Raw genomic sequence first — 16265 nt, forward strand, 5'->3', positions numbered from 1 at the left:
GCGCGAAGGAAATTACCGCACGCGGGGGGTTGGTCCGCTCAGCCCAGCGCCCGCTCGGCGTGCGCCCAGGCCGTCCAGCAGCCCCTGGATGCGGGCGGTGTCGTCGGGGCGGTCCTGGGCCTCGTAGGACTCCAGCGCCTCCTGCCACGCCGCGCGGGCCTCGTCCACCTGCCCCAGGGCGGCGTGCGGGTGGCCGAGGTGTTCGAGGGTGTCGGCGACCTGGTAGGTGTTGCCGATCTCGCGGAACAGCACCAGCGCCCGCCGGTAGTGCTCCACGGCCGGCGCGTGGTCCCCGGTGTGGTGGTCGATGTAGCCGAGGCTGTCGAGGGTGTCCGCCTCGCCCTCCGGGTTGCCGTGCCGCCGGTGCAGGTCCAGGGCGGCGCGGCAGTGCTCGCGGGCGCGGTCGTGCTGCCCCAGCTGCGCCGCGTACCAGCCGACCATGTTCAGCGCGTTCGCCTCCCACGCCGGGTTGCCGAGCGTGCGGTACAGGTCGAGCGCGCGGGTGGCGTGCTCCAGCGCCTTGCCGTCGTCGCCGCCGCGCGACCACGTCCAGGCCAGCACCTGGTGGACGTGCGCGTGGTTGACCGGGTCGTGCTCCTCGGCCAGGGCGAGCGCCACGTGCAGGTGGCGGACCGCGTCCTCGTGCTGCCGCAGGGCGGCGTGCGCGCGGCCGAGGTTGCGGTGCACCCGGATGCCGGCGGTCGGGTCGTCGAACCGCTCGGCGGCGGTCAGCCCGGCGTGCCACACGGCCAGCTGCTCGTCCAGGTGCCCGCGCCGGTTGTGGAACGTGGTCAGGTTCCACGCGAGCTGCCACACGACCCGGTGCAGGCCGTGGGACGCGGCGGCCTGCTGGGCGGCGAGCAGGCACGCGTGCTCGGTGTCCAGCCAGGCCAGCGCCTCGGCGGTGTCGGCCAGGGGCTGCGGTTCGCCGCCCGGTTCGGCCTCTTCCGGCTCGACCAGCTCGCGGTGCGGGTCCAGGAGGCGGTCCGCGGCGTGCGCGGTGCGCAGGTAGAAGTCGACGACCCGGCGCAGCGCGCGGCGGCGGACGGCCTCCGGCAGGCCGCGGGCGGTGTCGGCGGCGTAGGCGCGGATCAGGTCGTGCATCGCGTACCGGCCGCGGTCGTCGCGGGTGAGCAGCGACGCCTGCTCCAGCCCGCGCAGCGCCGCCGCCGCGCGGGCGGGCGGCAGGCCGGTGAGGGCCGCCGCGGCGGGCAGCGCGGTGTCCGGGCCCGGGGCGATGCCGAGCAGGCCGAACACCTCCCGCTCCTCCGGGGTCAGCGCCTGGTGGGACCAGGACAGCACGGTGGGCAGGCTGGCCGCGGGGTCGCTGTCGGCCAGCGCGTCCAGGCCCAGGTCGCGCAGCTCGGCGGCGAACGTGGCCAGCGGCATGCGGGGGTGCGCGCAGGCGCGGGCGGCGATGACGCCGAGGGCGAGCGGGAACCCCTTGCACAGGGCGATCAGCTCGTCCACGGCCCGCGCCTCGGCCTCGACCCGGGCCGCGCCCAGGCGGCGGGCCAGCAGGTCGCGCGACTCCTCGTTGGACAGCACGTCGAGGTTCAGGTGGCCGGCGCCGTGCGCGGTGGTCAGGCTGAGCAGCCTGCTGCGGCTGGTGACGAGCACGGTGCACGAGCGACCGCCGGGCAGCAGCGGCACGACCTGCGCCGCGCCGGCGGCGTTGTCCAGCACGATCAGCATCCGCCGGTCGGCGACCACGCCGCGCAGCAGCGCCGCCTGCGCGTCCGGGCCCGCCGGCATCCGGCCGGGCTCCACGCCCAGCGCGTCGAGGAACCCGCGCACCGCCACCGCGGGCGGCATGGGCTCGCTCTCCGGGCTGAACCCGCGCAGGTCCACGAACAGCTGGCCGTCGGGGAACCGGTGGACGTGCTGGTGCGCCCAGTGCAGCGCCAACCAGGTCTTGCCGATGCCGCCGGTGCCGCCGATCGCGGAGATCACCACGGTGCCGGCGTCGACGTCGTCCAGCGCGGCCGTGAGGGCGGCCAGCTCGTCGGCGCGGCCGATGAACGAGCGGGGCGGTGCGGGGAGCTGGCGCGGCACGACGGCCACCTGCCGCGGGGCGGGCGCGGCGGGCGCGGCGGGTCCCGCCGCCCCGACCGGTTCGGCCGCGAGCAGCCGCCGGTGCAGGTCGCGCAGCGCGGCGCCGGGGTCGGTGCCCAGCTCCCCGGCCAGCCGCGCGCGGACCCGCTCGTAGTGGGCGAGCGCCTCGGCCTGCCGACCGCCGAGGGCCAGGGCGAGCAGGTGCTGGGCGGCGACGCGCTCGTCCAGCGGGTGCTCGGCGGCGCGGGCGGCCAGCTCGGGCAGCAGGTCGGTGTGCCGCCCGAGGCGCAGCGCCAGGTCGGTGCGCTCCAGCTCGGCCGTCCACCGCTCGCCGTCGAGCATCTCCCGCGCCGCGACGACCCAGGGCGTGTCCAGCCCGCTGAACGCCTCGCCGTGCCACAGCCCGAGCGCCTCGTCGACGGCGGCCAGCCCCCGCGCGGGGTCGGGTGCCGAGCGGGCCCGGGAGAGCAGGGCGCGGAACCGGTGCAGGTCCACCCGCTCCGGGTCCACCTCCAGCACCCAGCCGCCGGAGCGGTGCACGATCGCCACGTCGCCCAGGTCGGCCAGGGCGGTGCGCAGGCGCGACACGTACGAGTGGAGGTTGCCCTTGCCGCGGTGCGGCACCCGGTCGCCCCACACGCGGTCGAGCAGCTGGTCCGCGGTCACCACGCGGTTGGCGTCGACCAGCAGCGCCGCCAGCACGCACTGCCGGCGGGCGTGGCCCACGTCCAGCCGCCGCCCCGCGGTCCACGCCTCGACCGGGCCCAGCACTCTCAGCTCTCCCACGACCGACCTCTCAGCGGTGATTACGCGCGTGCGCGTCAAGGCATATCAGGTCCCGGAGTTCCGGCGCGGGTCAGGCGGGCGGCAGGGCCCGCGATTCCTGCGAGAACACCGGACACCGGCCGAGTGTTCGAAAAATTTCGACTACTTTATCGCAATAGTTTCGACGGCCTCACTACGCCGATCGCACTATCCCCACACCACTCAAGAGTTAATCCCCAATCATCGAACACTACGTCTCAACTGGGCATACACGCAGCATCTCACTCTGGGAGCGATCCCGGACGCGCACCGGCAAACACCACGTAGAACACGATCCAGATCGGGTGCCGAGCCTTCTTGATCCGCAAAATACGGCTGGATCGACGCTTGCAAGACCTTGATGTTTCGGTCAATACTGCTAAAAGTTTCAGGGACTGGGCTGTCAATCCCCGACCAACCCACCTGGTGAACCAGCAGGTGCTCCCCCAGAAGGTGCCAATCATGAAGCTGACATCGAGGTCAGTGCTACGAGCCGCGCTCGTGTCGACCCTCGTCGCCGCCACGACCGGCGCGACGGTGCTCCTGGCCACGTCCGCCAGCGGCGCCGCCTCCACGCTCGCCGCGGCGGCGCAGCAGAGCGGCCGGTACTTCGGCACGGCCGTGGCGGCGAACAAGCTCTCGGACTCGACCTACGTGGGCATCCTGAACCGCGAGTTCGACATGGTCACGGCCGAGAACGAGATGAAGATGGACGCGACGGAACCCCAGCGCGGCCAGTTCAGCTACGCCAGCGGCGACCGGATCGTCAACCACGCCCGCAACCAGGGCATGCGCGTGCGCGGGCACGCCCTGGCGTGGCACTCGCAGCAGCCCGGCTGGATGCAGTCCATGGAGGGCTCCACGCTGCGCCAGGCGATGCTCAACCACGTCACCCAGGTCGCCACGTACTACCGCGGCAAGATCTACGCCTGGGACGTCGTCAACGAGGCGTTCGCGGACGGCAGCTCCGGCGGCCGGCGCGACTCCAACCTCCAGCGCACCGGCAACGACTGGATCGAGGCCGCGTTCCGCGCGGCGCGCGCCGCCGACCCGGGCGCGAAGCTCTGCTACAACGACTACAACACGGACGACTGGACCCACGCCAAGACCCAGGGCGTCTACCGCATGGTGCAGGACTTCAAGTCGCGCGGCGTGCCCATCGACTGCGTCGGCCTCCAGTCGCACTTCAACAGCCAGAGCCCGGTGCCGTCGAACTACCAGACCACGCTCCAGAACTTCGCCAACCTCGGCGTGGACGTGCAGATCACCGAGCTGGACATCGAGGGCTCCGGCAGCGCCCAGGCGGACAACTTCCGCCGGGTGACGCAGGCGTGCCTGGCCGTGGCCCGCTGCACCGGCATCACCGTCTGGGGCATCCGCGACACCGACTCGTGGCGCGCCTCCGGCACCCCGCTGCTGTTCGACGGCAGCGGCAACAAGAAGGCCGCGTACACGTCGACGCTCAACGCCCTCAACGCGGTCACCCCGACGGACACGACCACCACCACGACCACGACCACGACGACCACCACCACGACGACCACGACGACCACGACTCCCGACCCCGTGCCCGGCGGCTGCACCGCCTCGGTGTCGTTGAACTCGTGGAACGGCGGCTTCGTCGCCACGGTGAAGGTCACCGCGGGGTCCAGCGCCATCAGCGGCTGGACGGTGACGACCGCCCTGCCCTCCGGCGCCGCGGTCACCAACTCGTGGAACGCGCAGCGCAGCGGCACCTCCGGCAACGTCAACTGGACGAACGTCGCCTACAACGGCCGGGTCGCGGCCGGGCAGTCGACCGAGTTCGGCTTCCAGGGCACCGGCTCCGCCACCGGCCTGACGCCGACGTGCAGCGCCAGCTGATCCACCCCGCATGACCGAGGCCCGGCGCGGTCCCCCCGCGCCGGGCCTCCGCGTTCGACGCCGGGCGCGCCACCCCGACACGCCACCCCCGGCAGGCCACCACCGACACGCCACCCCCGGCACGCCACTCCCGACACGCCACCCCCGACGCACCGCACCGCACCGGGCGGCGGAGCGCGGGCGTGATCACTACGGTGTGGGGCAGGCGATCGACGAGGAGGCCGGAACCCATGCCCCGTGCGAAGTCCAACGGCATCGAGCTGGAGCACGACACCTTCGGTGACCCGTCCGACCCGACCCTCGTGCTGGTCATGGGCCTGCGGGCGCAGATGACCGCGTGGGACGAGCGGCTGTGCGGGCTGCTGGCCGCGGAGGGCTTCCACGTCGTCCGGTTCGACAACCGGGACTCGGGGCTGTCCACCCAGCTCGACCACCTGCCGGTGCCCGACTTCGCCGCCATCGCGGGCGGCGACCGGAGCACGGTGCCGTACCTGCTGTCCGACATGGCGGACGACCTCGTGGGCCTGCTCGACCACCTCGGCGTGGAGCGCGCGCACGTGGTGGGCGCGTCGATGGGCGGCATGATCGCCCAGCAGGCCGCGATCGGCCACCCGGAGCGGCTGCTCAGCCTCACCTCGATCATGTCGACCACGGGCAACCCGGCGGTCGGCCAGGCCACGCCGGAGGCGCGGGCGGTGCTGGTGCGCCCGCCCGCGACCAGCCGGGAGGAGGCGATCGAGAACGCGGTGGCGGGCTGGCGCGTCTTCGGCTCACCGGGCGCGGAGGGCGACGAGGAGGCCGTCCGCGCGAGGGCCGCCGCCGCGTTCGACCGCGCGTTCCGCCCGGCCGGCGGGGCGCGGCAGATGGCCGCCATCATCGCCTCGCCGGACCGGACCGCCGGTCTCCAGGGCGTCCGGCTGCCCACCCTGGTCGTGCACGGCATGGACGACGCGCTGGTGGGCCCCAGCGGCGGTCAGGCGACCGCCGCCGCCGTCCCCGACTCCGAGCTGCTGCTGGTCGACGGCATGGGCCACGACCTGCCCCCGGCGATCTGGCCGACGCTGGTCCGGGGTGTCCGGCGCAACGCCGACCGGGCCGCCGAGCGGGACCAGCCGGTCTAGCCGAGGTCGTGGACCGGCCGGCCGTCCCGATCGGGACGACCGGCCGGGGAACGCCCCGGTTACAGGGTGCGCTGGAGGTGGTCCGACAGCACGCGCACGAAGTGCGCCGGGTCCGGCAGGTCGCCGCCCTCGGCCAGCAGGGCCATGCCGTGCAGCAGCTCCACGGTGCCCTCCAGCCCGCTGTGGTCCTCGTTCCCGGCGAACGCCTGCTGCAGGCCGGTGACCAGCGGGTGCCCCGGGTTGATCTCCAGGATGCGCTTGACCGGCGGCAGCTCCTGCCCCATCGCCCGGTACATCTTCTCCAGGGTCGGGGTCAGGTCGTGGGCGTCGCCGACCACGCAGGCGGGCGACGTGGTCAGGCGCGAGGACAGCCGCACCTCCTTGACCCGCTCAGCCAGGGTGGTGGTCATCCAGGACAGCAGGTCGGCGAAGTCCTTGCGGCGCTCCTCGGCCTCCGCCTTCTCCTCCTCGGTCTCCAGGTCCACCTGGCCCTTGGCGATCGACTGGAACTGCTTGCCCTGGAAGCCGGGGACGGCGTCGACCCACATCTCGTCGATCGGGTCGGTCAGCACCAGCACCTCGAAGCCCTTGGCGCGCAGCGCCTCCAGGTGCGGCGAGTTCTCCACGGTGGCCCGCGAGTCGCCGGTCATGTAGTAGATGTGCTGCTGGTCGTCCTTCATCCGCTCCACGTACTGCGCGAGCGTGGTCTTCCCCTCGGCGTCGTGCGTGGAGTCGAACGAGCAGATCGCCAGGATCGAGTCGCGGTTCTCGGCGTCGGCGACCAGTCCCTCCTTGACCGCCGCGCCGAACTCGCGCCAGAACGTCGCGTACGACTCGGGCTTGTCCGCCATCATGGTCTTGACGGTGGACAGCACCTTCTTGACCAGGCGGCGGCGCATCAGCGCGATCTGCCGGTCCTGCTGGAGGATCTCCCGGGACACGTTGAGCGACAGGTCCTGGGCGTCCACGACGCCCTTGACGAACCGGAGGTACTCCGGCATCAGCTCTTCGCAGTCGTCCATGATGAACACGCGCTTGACGTAGAGCTGCACGCCGCGCTTGCGCTCGCGCATGAACAGGTCCATCGGGGCCTGGGACGGCAGGAACAGCAGCGCCTGGTACTCGAAGGTGCCCTCCGCCTGCATGCGGATGGTCTCCAGCGGCTTGTTCCAGTCGTGGCTGACGTGCCGGTAGAACTCGGCGTACTCGTCCTCGCTCACCTCGCTGGACGGCCGCGCCCACAGCGCCTTGCGCGAGTTGATCGTGGTCGGCTCGCCGCCCTCCTCCTCGGGCGCGAGCCTGACCGGCCAGGTGATGAAGTCGGCGTACCGCTTGACGATCTCGCGGACCTTCGCGGTCGCGGTGTAGTCCGCCAGGTTGTCCTCGGCGTCGGCGGGCTTGAGGTGCAGGGTCACCGCGGTGCCCTGCGGGACGTCGTCGACGTCCTCGATCGTGTAGGTGCTCTCGCCGCCGGACTCCCAGCGGACGCCCTTCTCCGAGCGCGGGTGCTTCGTCACCAGCGTCACCCGGTCGGCGACCATGAACGTGGAGTAGAAGCCCACGCCGAACTGGCCGATGAGGTCCTGCGGGGCGGCGGCCTCCTGCGACTCCCGCACCTTGCGCAGGAACTCGGCGGTGCCCGACTTCGCGATCGTGCCGATCAGGCCGATCACCTCGTCGCGGGTCATGCCGATGCCGTTGTCCCGGACGGTCAGCGTGCGCTGCTCGCGGTCGACCTCGATGTCGATGTGCAGGTCGGACGTGTCGACGACCAGGTCCTTGTCGCGGAACCCCTCCAAGCGCAGCTTGTCCAGCGCGTCGGAGGCGTTGGACACCAGTTCGCGCAGGAACGTGTCCTTGTTCGAGTAGATCGAGTGGATCATCAGCTGGAGCAGCTGACGCGCCTCTGACTGGAACTCGAGCGTTTCCACGTTCTCCCCTTCGTGTGCGGCATCCGTCGACCCCACATCGTATCGGGGCGGGGCGGGGTCACCCACCACCCGCGCACACCACCGCCCGGTGCCCGCGACCGCCCCGCCCCGCCCCGCCCGACGTGCCGACCACCCGGCCGACGTGCCGCCCCCGCCCGACGTGCCGACCACCCCGGCCGGCCGGCGGCGACGCGGGGACCGCTACCCGCAGTGCAGGCGCGCGTCGGCCCAGTCGGCGTGGTCGAAGTTCCGGCCGTCGCCGGCGTCGGTCGCCCGCAGGGTCAGCGTCCGCACGCCCGCCACGTCCACCGCGACGGCCCGCCCCGGCTCGCCGGAGCGCACGACACCGCTGTCGTGCAGCACCCGGCCGTCGCCGACCACCTGGAACACCACCGACCCCGGCGAGGTCGTCTCGTCGTCGAGCCCCAGCACCGCGCCGAACGACCGGCACGCGCCGCCGAGGTGCACGGTCACCTCGGACGGGGCGTGCGTGCCGAGCCCCTTGGCGTGCACGACGCCGCCGATGGTCAGCGGCCCGCCGTCGCCGGCCGGGTTCTCGCCGTTGGACCGGTCGCGCTCGACCGGCCCCCAGCCGTTGGCCTGGGTGAACGGCAGGTCGCTGACGTGCGGCGCGCCGGTCGGCGCGACGAACACCCGCACCGCCCGCTCGACGTGCACCACCGGGTGGCCGGGGACGCGGAACTCCGCCACCACCGGCACGTCGTGCGCGCCGACCGCCCCCGCCGCCGGGCGCACGGTCCACGTGCCGCCGATCGCCTCGCCCGCCCGCAGCGCGGCCCGCCGGACGGTCGGGCCGGTGACCTCCCAGCCGGCGGGCGCGGTCGCGGTGAGGGTGACGTCCGCGGTGTCGGCGGTGGCGGTGAAGCCGCCGGTCACCTCCACCGGCGTGCCCGGGAGGGCGTCGGCCTCGGCCGGGGTGGTGGTCAGGGTGCTGCCGGGCACCGGCACGACCGGTTCGTCGCACGTCGTGCGCCCCGGCCGGTGGGGGCAGGCCACCGCGGCGAACCCGCCGTGGCGCGGCACCGCCACCTCCAGCGCGTCCGAGGACCGGGCGACCCGGCTCTCCCGCAGCACGTCGCCGCGCACGGCGGCCGGGTCGTCGCGCAGCACCTCGACCAGCCACCGGCCGTCGCCCAGGAAGTCCAGCGACGCGCGCAGCGTGCGCGGGTCGCCCGTCGACACCGCGCCGACGAACCACCGCTCGCCCGACCGGCGCGCCACCACCGCGTGGTCCGCCGGGTCGCCGCCGAGCAGCCGGGTGTCGTCCCACACCGCCGGCACCTGGTCGAGGTGGCGCAGGGCGCGCGGGAACCGCTCGTACGCCTCGGGCTTGTCGGCGAAGTGCGTCCACCCCGACTCGTAGAGCACCGGCAGCGCGACCTCGTGCGCGACGGACGCCTCCCGCGTGCCGACCTCCAGCGACACCGGCGTGTAGTCCATCGAGCCGACCGCGTTGCGGGTGAAGAACTGCACCGGGTTGTTCGCGGCGGGCGGGGAGTTCTCCGCGCCGCGCACGGCCTCCATCGTCATCACGTGCGGCCAGGTGCGGGCCAGGCCGTGCGGGATGGTCGACCCGTGGAAGTTGACCATCAGCCGCAGCTCGGCGGTCTTCGCCAGGACCTCGTCGTACCACTGGTACCGGGCCCGCGAGTCGGACTCCATGAAGTCCAGCTTCACGCCCTTCACGCCCCAGTCGCGCACCCTCGGCAGCACGGTGTCCCGCTCGGCGGCGGTGTCCAGGTCGCTCCACCGGAACCACAGCAGCACCTCGACGCCCCGGGCACGGGCGTAGCGCACCAGGTCGGGCACCCACGCCTCCTGCCAGCCCTCGTCGACCAGGACGTACTCCCAGCCGTGCGCGGCGGCGAAGTCCACGTACCGCCGCTGCCGCTCGGGGTCGCCGGGGCTGGCGTGCTCGCTCAGCCACGACCAGGCGACCTTGCCGGGCCGCACCCACGAGGTGTCGGCGAGCCGGGACGGCGGCGCGAGGTCGTCCACGAGGGTGGACGCGCTCACGGTGGCCAGGTCGCCGACGATCGCCGTCCGCCACGGCGTGCGCAGCTCGCCCGCCGAGTCGGTGCGCTCGTCGGCGAGCACGACGTCGTAGCGCCCCGCCCCGGCGTGCCGCAGCCGCGCGCCGGGGTACCGCCCGTCCACGTCGGACTCGGTCAGCAGCGCCCAGTCCGCGCCGACCCGGAACAGCGACGGGTTGCCGTAGTCGCCGACCGCCGCGCCGCCGGCCGTGGTGCGCACGCGGTTCGCCTCGTACCAGGCGTTGTAGGGCAGCAGGTGGGCCGGCGCGTCGGCGGGCAGGGCGAAGGACGACGCCTCGCCGGTCACCACGACGGGTCCGGGCACCACGTACCGGTAGGCGACGCCGTCCGGCGCGGCGCGCACCACGAGGTCCAACCGCGCGTCGCCGGCACCCGCGAACGACAGCCGCGCCTCGGTCATCCGGTTGTCGCGGTGGAGCCGCTTGCCGGTGGTCGTGGTGTACCGCTCCCGCACGACCCGGTCGACGCGCCCGAGCGGGCGCAGCCCGGTGGTCAGGTCGGCGGCCTCGGTGCGCAGCCCGACGGGCGCGGGCGCCAGCACCGTGCGCCCGCCGCGCGTCACGGCGAGGGTGAGGGCGCCGCCCTCCAGGGCGACCCGCGCCGCCACGCCGCCCGAGGGGGCGGTGACCACCCACCGGTCGGGCGGTGCGGCGGTCGCCGGGGCGGGCAGCACCGCCACCAGGACCGCGGTCAGGGCCAGGACGAGCGGGCGAACCGATGACATCGTTGTCAAACCCCCGTGGTGCCGGTGCGGGCGGTGCGGCGGTCCTCCGATCATGGTCACCCCCGGGAGCGGCGGTCAAGGGCCCCGGCCTTCCCCCGACCGGCATGATGAGGTGTGGCACCGATCACACCCTGCCCCGGAGGTCGCCATGAACGCACGCCTGCGCCGCGCCCTGTCCACCGCCGCGGGGGTGGTCGCCGCCGCGGCGGTGGTCTTACCGGTGTCGCCGGTCGCGGCGGCCGGACCGCCGGCCTACGTCGCGCTCGGCGACTCCATGCCCTCCGGACCGCTGATCCCCACCCCGACCGGTCCCCTGGCCTGCGGCCGGTCCACGCACAACTACCCGCACGAGCTGGCGGCCCGGCTCGGCGCGGTGCTGACCGACGTGACGTGCGGCGGCGCGTCGAGCAGGCACCTGGCCGAGCCGCAGGAGCTGTCGCTGCTCGACCTCCCGGCCGGGACCGCGCCGCCGCAGTTCGACGCGCTGCGCCCGGACACCGACCTGGTCACGCTGACCATCGGCGGCAACGACGTCGGCCTGGTCGGCATCGCGCAGGACTGCGTGCGGCTCGACCCCGCCGCCGCGCCGTGCGCGGGCGAGCACGAGGCGCGCCTCGCCCAGCGGCTGGCCGAGTTCGCGCCGAAGCTGGCCGCCGCGCTGGACGCCGTGCACGCCAGGTCGCCGCGGGCGCGCGTCGTCACCACCGGCTACGGGCTCTACATCAAGGCGGGCGGGTGCTGGCCGGTCCAGCCGGTGCTGCCGGCGGACGCGGACTTCCTCCAGGGCGGCGTCGACCGGCTCAACGCGGTCATCGCCGAGCAGAGCGCGGCGCACGGCGCGGAGTACGTCGACCTGCGCACGCCCAGCGCCGGCCACGACGCCTGCCGGCTGCCGTGGGACAAGTGGGTGGAGGGGTACGTGCCCACCGACCTGGCCGCGCCGCTGCACCCCAACGGGCGCGGCGAGGCGAACTACGCGCGGATCGTCGCCGCCCACGTGCTGGGGGCCTGACATGAGGTTGCCCCTGGTCGTCCTGCTCGTCGCGGCGTCGCTCACCGTCGCCGCACCCGTCCGGGCGGTCGCCGCGCCCGCCGGCGGCTGCGACCCGCTCGGCGGCGGCGCGGAGTGCCTGCTGCCGTTCCCCAGCGACTGGCACACCCGGCCGGACCCGACCACCGGCACGGGTCGGCGGGTCGCGTTCGACTCCCGCGTCCTGCCGCGCAACGCGCTGGGCAGCGCGCCGTCCGCGACCGCGTGGAACCGGGCGGACGGCTTCTCCCCCGGCTCCGCGCTCGTCGCCCACGTGCCGGGCCTCGACCCGGTGGCCAGCGGGATGGCGCCGGTCACCGACATCGGCCGTTCGCTCGACGCCGACTCGCCCGTGGTGCTGCTGGACGCGGCGACCGGCGAGCGGTGGCCGCACTGGGCGGAGATCGACTCCAACGACCCGCTGCGGCGGGCGCTGCTGGTCCACCCGGCCCGCAACTTCCGCGACGGGCACCACTACGTCGTGGCGCTGCGCGGCCTGCGCGACGCGGCGGGCGGCGACCTCGCGCCGAACGCGGCCTTCGCCCGGGTCGCCGGGCCGGACCTGCCGGCGGACGACCCGCTGCACGCCCGGCAGCGGCAGCTGCGCCCCGCCCTGGACGCCCTCGCCGCGCACGGCGTCGCCCCCGGCACGCTCGACCTGGCCTGGGACTTCACCGTGGCGAGCACGCGCGGCCTGACCGGCGACCTGACCGCCATCCGGGACGACGCCCTGCGCTCCCTCGGCGCGCGGGCACCCGCGTCGACCGTCACCGGCGTCACCGACCTCACCCCCGAGCAGGACCCGCGCATCGCCCGCGAGATCACCGGCCGGGTCACCGTGCCGAGCTACCTGACGCTGCCCGGCGGCCTGCCCGGTTCGGTGCTGCGCCGCGCGGCGGACGGCACGCCGCGCCGCTCGCTGTTCGGCGACGTCGAGGCGGGGTTCCGCTGCGAGGTGCCCCGGTCGGCGTTCACCCGGCCCTCCTGGCCCGCCCTGTACGGGCACGGGTTGCTGGGCTCGCGGTCGGAGGTGGGCGCGGGCAACGTGAAGGCGATGGCGGCCGAGCACGGGTTCACCTTCTGCGCCACCGACTGGATCGGCATGGCGCGGGACGACATCCCGGTCGTGCTGGCCGCGCTCGCCGACATCGGCCTGTTCCCGGCCATCCCGGAGCGCTCGCAGCAGGGCGTCCTGAACGCGATCTTCGTGGGCCGCGCGCTGGCGCACCCGCAGGGGTTCACGTCGCACCCGGCGTTCCGCACCGACGACGGCCGCCCGCTGGTCGACACCACCCGTCCCCTGGTCTTCGACGGCAACAGCCAGGGCGGCATCCTGGGCGGCGCGCTGGTGGCCGCGTCGCCGGACATCCGCACCGCGGTCCTCGGCGTCACCGGGATGAACTACGGCCTGCTGCTCAACCGCAGCAGCGACTTCGCGCGGTTCCACCAGGTGCTCGACCTGTCCTACCCGGACCGGCTGCGCCAGCAGGTGGTGCTGCAACTGCTCCAAGTGCTGTGGGACCGGGGTGAGACCAACGGCTACGCCAACCACCTCACGGCGGGCGGGCGGCGCGTGCTCCTGCACATCGCGTTCGGCGACCACCAGGTCGCCAACGTCGCGGCGGACGTGCAGGCCCGCACGATCGGGGCCCACGTGGTGACGCCGGCGCTCGCGCCCGGCCGCAGCCCGGACCGGGTCCCGTTCGCGGGGATCGAGCCGGCGGTACCGCCGCACGCGGGGTCGGCGATGGTCGTGTGGGACAGCGGGACGCCCGCGCCGCCGACGACCAACACGCCGCCCACGGGACCGGAGTACGGGCGCGACCCGCACGCGGACCCGCGTTCCTCGGTCGACGCACGGCGACAAAAAGCCGTGTTCCTGACCACCGGGGTGGTGGTGGACGTGTGCGGCGGAGCGCCGTGCACCGCCCCGCCGGCGTAATTCGCCGACAACGGGAAAACCCCCGGCGGGCCGTTCGGGAGAACGACCCGCCGGGGCGGTGCGGTGGATCAGGTCATCAGGACACGGTGAACTCGTACAGCTTGGTCACCTGACCCGGCTTGAGCGTGCAGGCCGACGTGAAGGTGCCCAGGCCGGTGGTCGAGCCGTCGGCCTTCTTCGGGGTGAGCGTGGTGCTGAAGTTGCCCACCGTGATCGTGGTCTTGCCCGCCTTGGTCAGCGTGAGCGCCGGGGTACCGCCGGTGGCGACCGTGTTGAACGCGCCGGAGGTGGGCACGCTCGTCTTGGCCACGGTCAGGTTCGCCGTCACCGGCACCACGGTGCCCGCGTTGTCCACGCTGGTCGACGCGACCGCCGTGCCCTCCACCGTCTTGGCCCCGACCAGGGACAGGCCCATGGTCGCGGTGGCCGGCACGGTCGCGACGGCGGTCACGCCGGTGGGCGGGAGCGGCACGCCGACGGTGCCGGACGCGGGCAGGTTGGTGACGGTGATCTTCACCGACATGTCCTGCGCCCCGATCAGCGGGAACGGGCAGTTGTAGACGAGCGTCAACTGGGCTGACGCAGCGTGACCGATGCCCGTGCCGCCGAGGACGGCGGTGGTCGCGACCGCGGCACCGACCGCGAGCCCCTGGACGATCTTCCTGGACAGGGAGGTGCGCATGGACAATCTCCTCGTTGAGACCGGTGGGAATACGCGTCAGCGGCGGCGGCAACTCCTGACTACTTGTCAGTAATATACGGATCGCCAAAGACCCCTACAAGTACCGGATTCACATTTGCCGTAATTCCTGACGTCGGCGACAGAAAGTCCGAACGGGGTTGTGAGTGGTGTGACAAAAGTCGTTCACCCGAACGTGTCCGGGCGGGTGGGTGACGGCGCTTGGTACGGTGGCGGGGCAGTGATCGACCGGTGAGGGGACCAGCCGTGGCGGGTGAGGACGACATCTCCGGGTGAGCCCCGGGGTGCCGGCCACCGGTGGGCGTTCGCACGTCCCGCCGAGGTGGCCATGTCGTCGTCCCCCCAGTCATGCCGCGGCGTCGCGTCGACGCGCCCGCGCCACCCCCTCACGAGGTCCCCACCATGTCCGACGCCCCCGTCGTCTGCTCGGCCCTGTCCTTCTCCTGGCCGGACGACTCCCCTTTGTTCACCGACCTGTCCTTCAGCGTCGGCACCGGCCGCACCGGGCTGGTCGCCCCCAACGGCGCGGGCAAGAGCACGCTGCTCAGGCTGATCGCCGGCGAGCTGACCCCCACCTCCGGCAGCGTGACCGTCGACGGCACCGTCGGCTACCTGCCGCAGACCCTGCCCCTGACCGCCGACCTGACCGTCGCGGAGGTCCTGGGCGTCGCGCCCGCGCTGCGCGCGCTGCGGGCCCTGGAGTCCGGCGACGCCGCCGAGGAGCACTTCACCGCCATCGGCACCGACTGGGACGTCGAGGAGCGCACCCGCGCCCAGCTCGACCGCCTCGGGCTCGGCGACGTCGACCTGGACCGACCGCTCGGCACGTTCAGCGGCGGGCAGGTCGTGCGGCTCGGGCTGGCCGCCCAGCTGCTCAAGCGCCCCGACGTGCTGCTGCTCGACGAGCCGACCAACAACCTCGACCTCGACGCCCGGCGCGGGCTGCACGACGTGATCGACGGCTGGACCGGCTGCCTGCTGGTGGTCAGCCACGACCGCGTGCTGCTCGACCGGGTGGACCGCGTCGCCGAGGTCGAGCGCGGCTCGATCCGCTTCCACGGCGGGAACTTCACCGCCTACGAGGAGGCCGTCGCCGTCGAGCGGGAGGCCGCCGAACGCGGCGTGCGCCACGCGGAGCAGGAGGTCAAGCGGGAGAAGCGGGAGATGCAGCAGGCCCGCGAGCGCGCCGCCCGCCGCGCCGGGAACGCCGCGCGCACCCTCGGCAGCGCCGGGCTGCCGAGGATCTTCGCCGGGACCATGAAGCGCAACGCCCAGGAGTCGGCGGGCCGGGCGAACGAGGCGCACGCCGCCCGCGTCGACGGGGCGAGGGCGCGGCTGGACGAGGCGAGCCGCGCCCTGCGCGACGACCGGAGGATCGCGCTGGAACTGCCGGGCACCGCCGTGCCCGCCGGCCGCACGCTGTTCCTCGGCGAAGGGCTGCGGGTGCGGGTGGGCGGGCGCGACCTGCTCGCGGGCGTGGACCTGGCGATCCGCGGCCCGGAGCGGATCGCGCTGACCGGCCCCAACGGCGTCGGGAAGTCCACGCTGCTGCGCGTGCTCGACGGCGACCTGGAGCCGGCGGCGGGCGTGGTGAAGCGCGCCGAGGGCCGGGTGGCCCACTTGTCGCAGCGGCTGGACCTGCTCGACCTCGACCGCACGGTCGCGCAGAACCTCGCCGCCGCCGCGCCCGGCCTGCCCGAGGCCCGGCGGCTGACCCTGCTGGCCCGCTTCCTGTTCCGGGGCGCGCGGGCGCACCTGCCGGTCGGCGCGCTGTCCGGCGGCGAGCGGCTGCGGGCGACGCTGGCGTGCGTGCTGTTCGCCGAACCGGCGCCGCAGCTGCTGCTGCTCGACGAGCCGACGAACAACCTCGACCTGGTCAGCGTCGGCCAGTTGGAGAGCGCGCTGACCGCCTACCGGGGCGCGTTCGTGGTGGTGAGCCACGACGAGCGGTTCCTGACCGGGATCGGCGTGGACCGCCGGCTGCGGCTGGCCGACGGGCGGCTGTCGGGCGCGTGACGCA

General features: G+C 74.2%; 9 protein-coding genes. 5 read left to right on the top strand and 4 right to left on the bottom strand.

All coding sequences use genetic code 11. The annotated features are described in order from the left end of the window. Positions 1 to 12 precede the first annotated feature (12 nt). Complete coding sequence (locus tag ACR807_RS13440; protein ID WP_438921611.1) at positions 13 to 2841, bottom strand: AfsR/SARP family transcriptional regulator; 2829 nt, start codon at positions 2839 to 2841, stop codon at positions 13 to 15. A 480-nt stretch (positions 2842 to 3321) separates the two neighbouring features. Here ACR807_RS13440 and ACR807_RS13445 point away from each other — a divergent pair, with 480 nt between their 5' ends. Together ACR807_RS13445 and ACR807_RS13450 are read left to right on the top strand one after the other, a co-directional pair. After that, positions 3322 to 4722, top strand: a complete 1401-nt coding sequence (locus ACR807_RS13445; protein ID WP_438921612.1) for a glycoside hydrolase family 10 protein — start codon at positions 3322 to 3324, stop codon at positions 4720 to 4722. Between the two features lie 230 nt (positions 4723 to 4952). Then, positions 4953 to 5843 carry an alpha/beta fold hydrolase gene (locus tag ACR807_RS13450; RefSeq protein ID WP_438921613.1) on the top strand — a complete coding sequence of 297 codons (891 nt, stop codon included), beginning with the start codon at positions 4953 to 4955 and terminating at the stop codon, positions 5841 to 5843. Between the two features lie 59 nt (positions 5844 to 5902). On the opposite strand, the gene htpG is transcribed toward ACR807_RS13450, so the two are convergent. Further along, on the bottom strand, positions 5903 to 7774 hold the full coding sequence (gene htpG / locus ACR807_RS13455) for a molecular chaperone HtpG (protein WP_438921614.1): 1872 nt from the start codon (positions 7772 to 7774) through the stop codon (positions 5903 to 5905). 201 nt (positions 7775 to 7975) lie between these two features. Continuing rightward, positions 7976 to 10573: an NPCBM/NEW2 domain-containing protein gene (locus ACR807_RS13460; RefSeq protein ID WP_438921615.1), complete on the bottom strand. Its 2598-nt coding sequence runs from the start codon at positions 10571 to 10573 to the stop codon at positions 7976 to 7978. A 148-nt stretch (positions 10574 to 10721) separates the two neighbouring features. On the opposite strand from ACR807_RS13460, the gene ACR807_RS13465 reads away from it, so the two are divergent. After that, positions 10722 to 11585 (top strand): SGNH/GDSL hydrolase family protein, encoded by an 864-nt coding sequence (locus ACR807_RS13465; protein WP_438921616.1) that lies wholly within the window; start codon positions 10722 to 10724, stop codon positions 11583 to 11585. Position 11586: 1 nt separating this feature from the next. Then, positions 11587 to 13545 (top strand): hypothetical protein, encoded by a 1959-nt coding sequence (locus ACR807_RS13470; protein ID WP_438921617.1) that lies wholly within the window; start codon positions 11587 to 11589, stop codon positions 13543 to 13545. A 76-nt stretch (positions 13546 to 13621) separates the two neighbouring features. On the opposite strand, the gene ACR807_RS13475 is transcribed toward ACR807_RS13470, so the two are convergent. Further along, a complete protein-coding gene (locus ACR807_RS13475) occupies positions 13622 to 14227 on the bottom strand; it encodes a DUF6801 domain-containing protein (protein ID WP_438921618.1) in 606 nt (201 codons plus the stop codon). Positions 14228 to 14647: 420 nt separating this feature from the next. Between ACR807_RS13475 and ACR807_RS13480 the strand changes: the two genes are divergently transcribed. Beyond that, positions 14648 to 16261, top strand: coding sequence for an ABC-F family ATP-binding cassette domain-containing protein (locus ACR807_RS13480; protein ID WP_438921619.1), 1614 nt, complete (start codon positions 14648 to 14650; stop codon positions 16259 to 16261). The last annotated feature ends 4 nt before the right edge of the window (positions 16262 to 16265 follow it).

The sequence above is a fragment of the Saccharothrix sabaoui genome (assembly GCF_051756985.1).
In the GTDB taxonomy this organism is placed as follows: domain Bacteria; phylum Actinomycetota; class Actinomycetes; order Mycobacteriales; family Pseudonocardiaceae; genus Actinosynnema.

Bases quoted from the DNA above. Each gene is read 5' to 3' on its own strand.
- ACR807_RS13445 (WP_438921612.1), top strand. From the start codon at position 3,322: ATGAAGCTGACATCGAGGTCAGTGCTACGAGCCGCGCTCGTGTCGACC.
- ACR807_RS13450 (WP_438921613.1), top strand. From the start codon at position 4,953: ATGCCCCGTGCGAAGTCCAACGGCATCGAGCTGGAGCACGACACCTTC.
- ACR807_RS13460 (WP_438921615.1), bottom strand. From the start codon at position 10,573: ATGTCATCGGTTCGCCCGCTCGTCCTGGCCCTGACCGCGGTCCTGGTG.
- ACR807_RS13465 (WP_438921616.1), top strand. From the start codon at position 10,722: ATGAACGCACGCCTGCGCCGCGCCCTGTCCACCGCCGCGGGGGTGGTC.
- ACR807_RS13470 (WP_438921617.1), top strand. From the start codon at position 11,587: ATGAGGTTGCCCCTGGTCGTCCTGCTCGTCGCGGCGTCGCTCACCGTC.
- ACR807_RS13475 (WP_438921618.1), bottom strand. From the start codon at position 14,227: ATGCGCACCTCCCTGTCCAGGAAGATCGTCCAGGGGCTCGCGGTCGGT.
- ACR807_RS13480 (WP_438921619.1), top strand. From the start codon at position 14,648: ATGTCCGACGCCCCCGTCGTCTGCTCGGCCCTGTCCTTCTCCTGGCCG.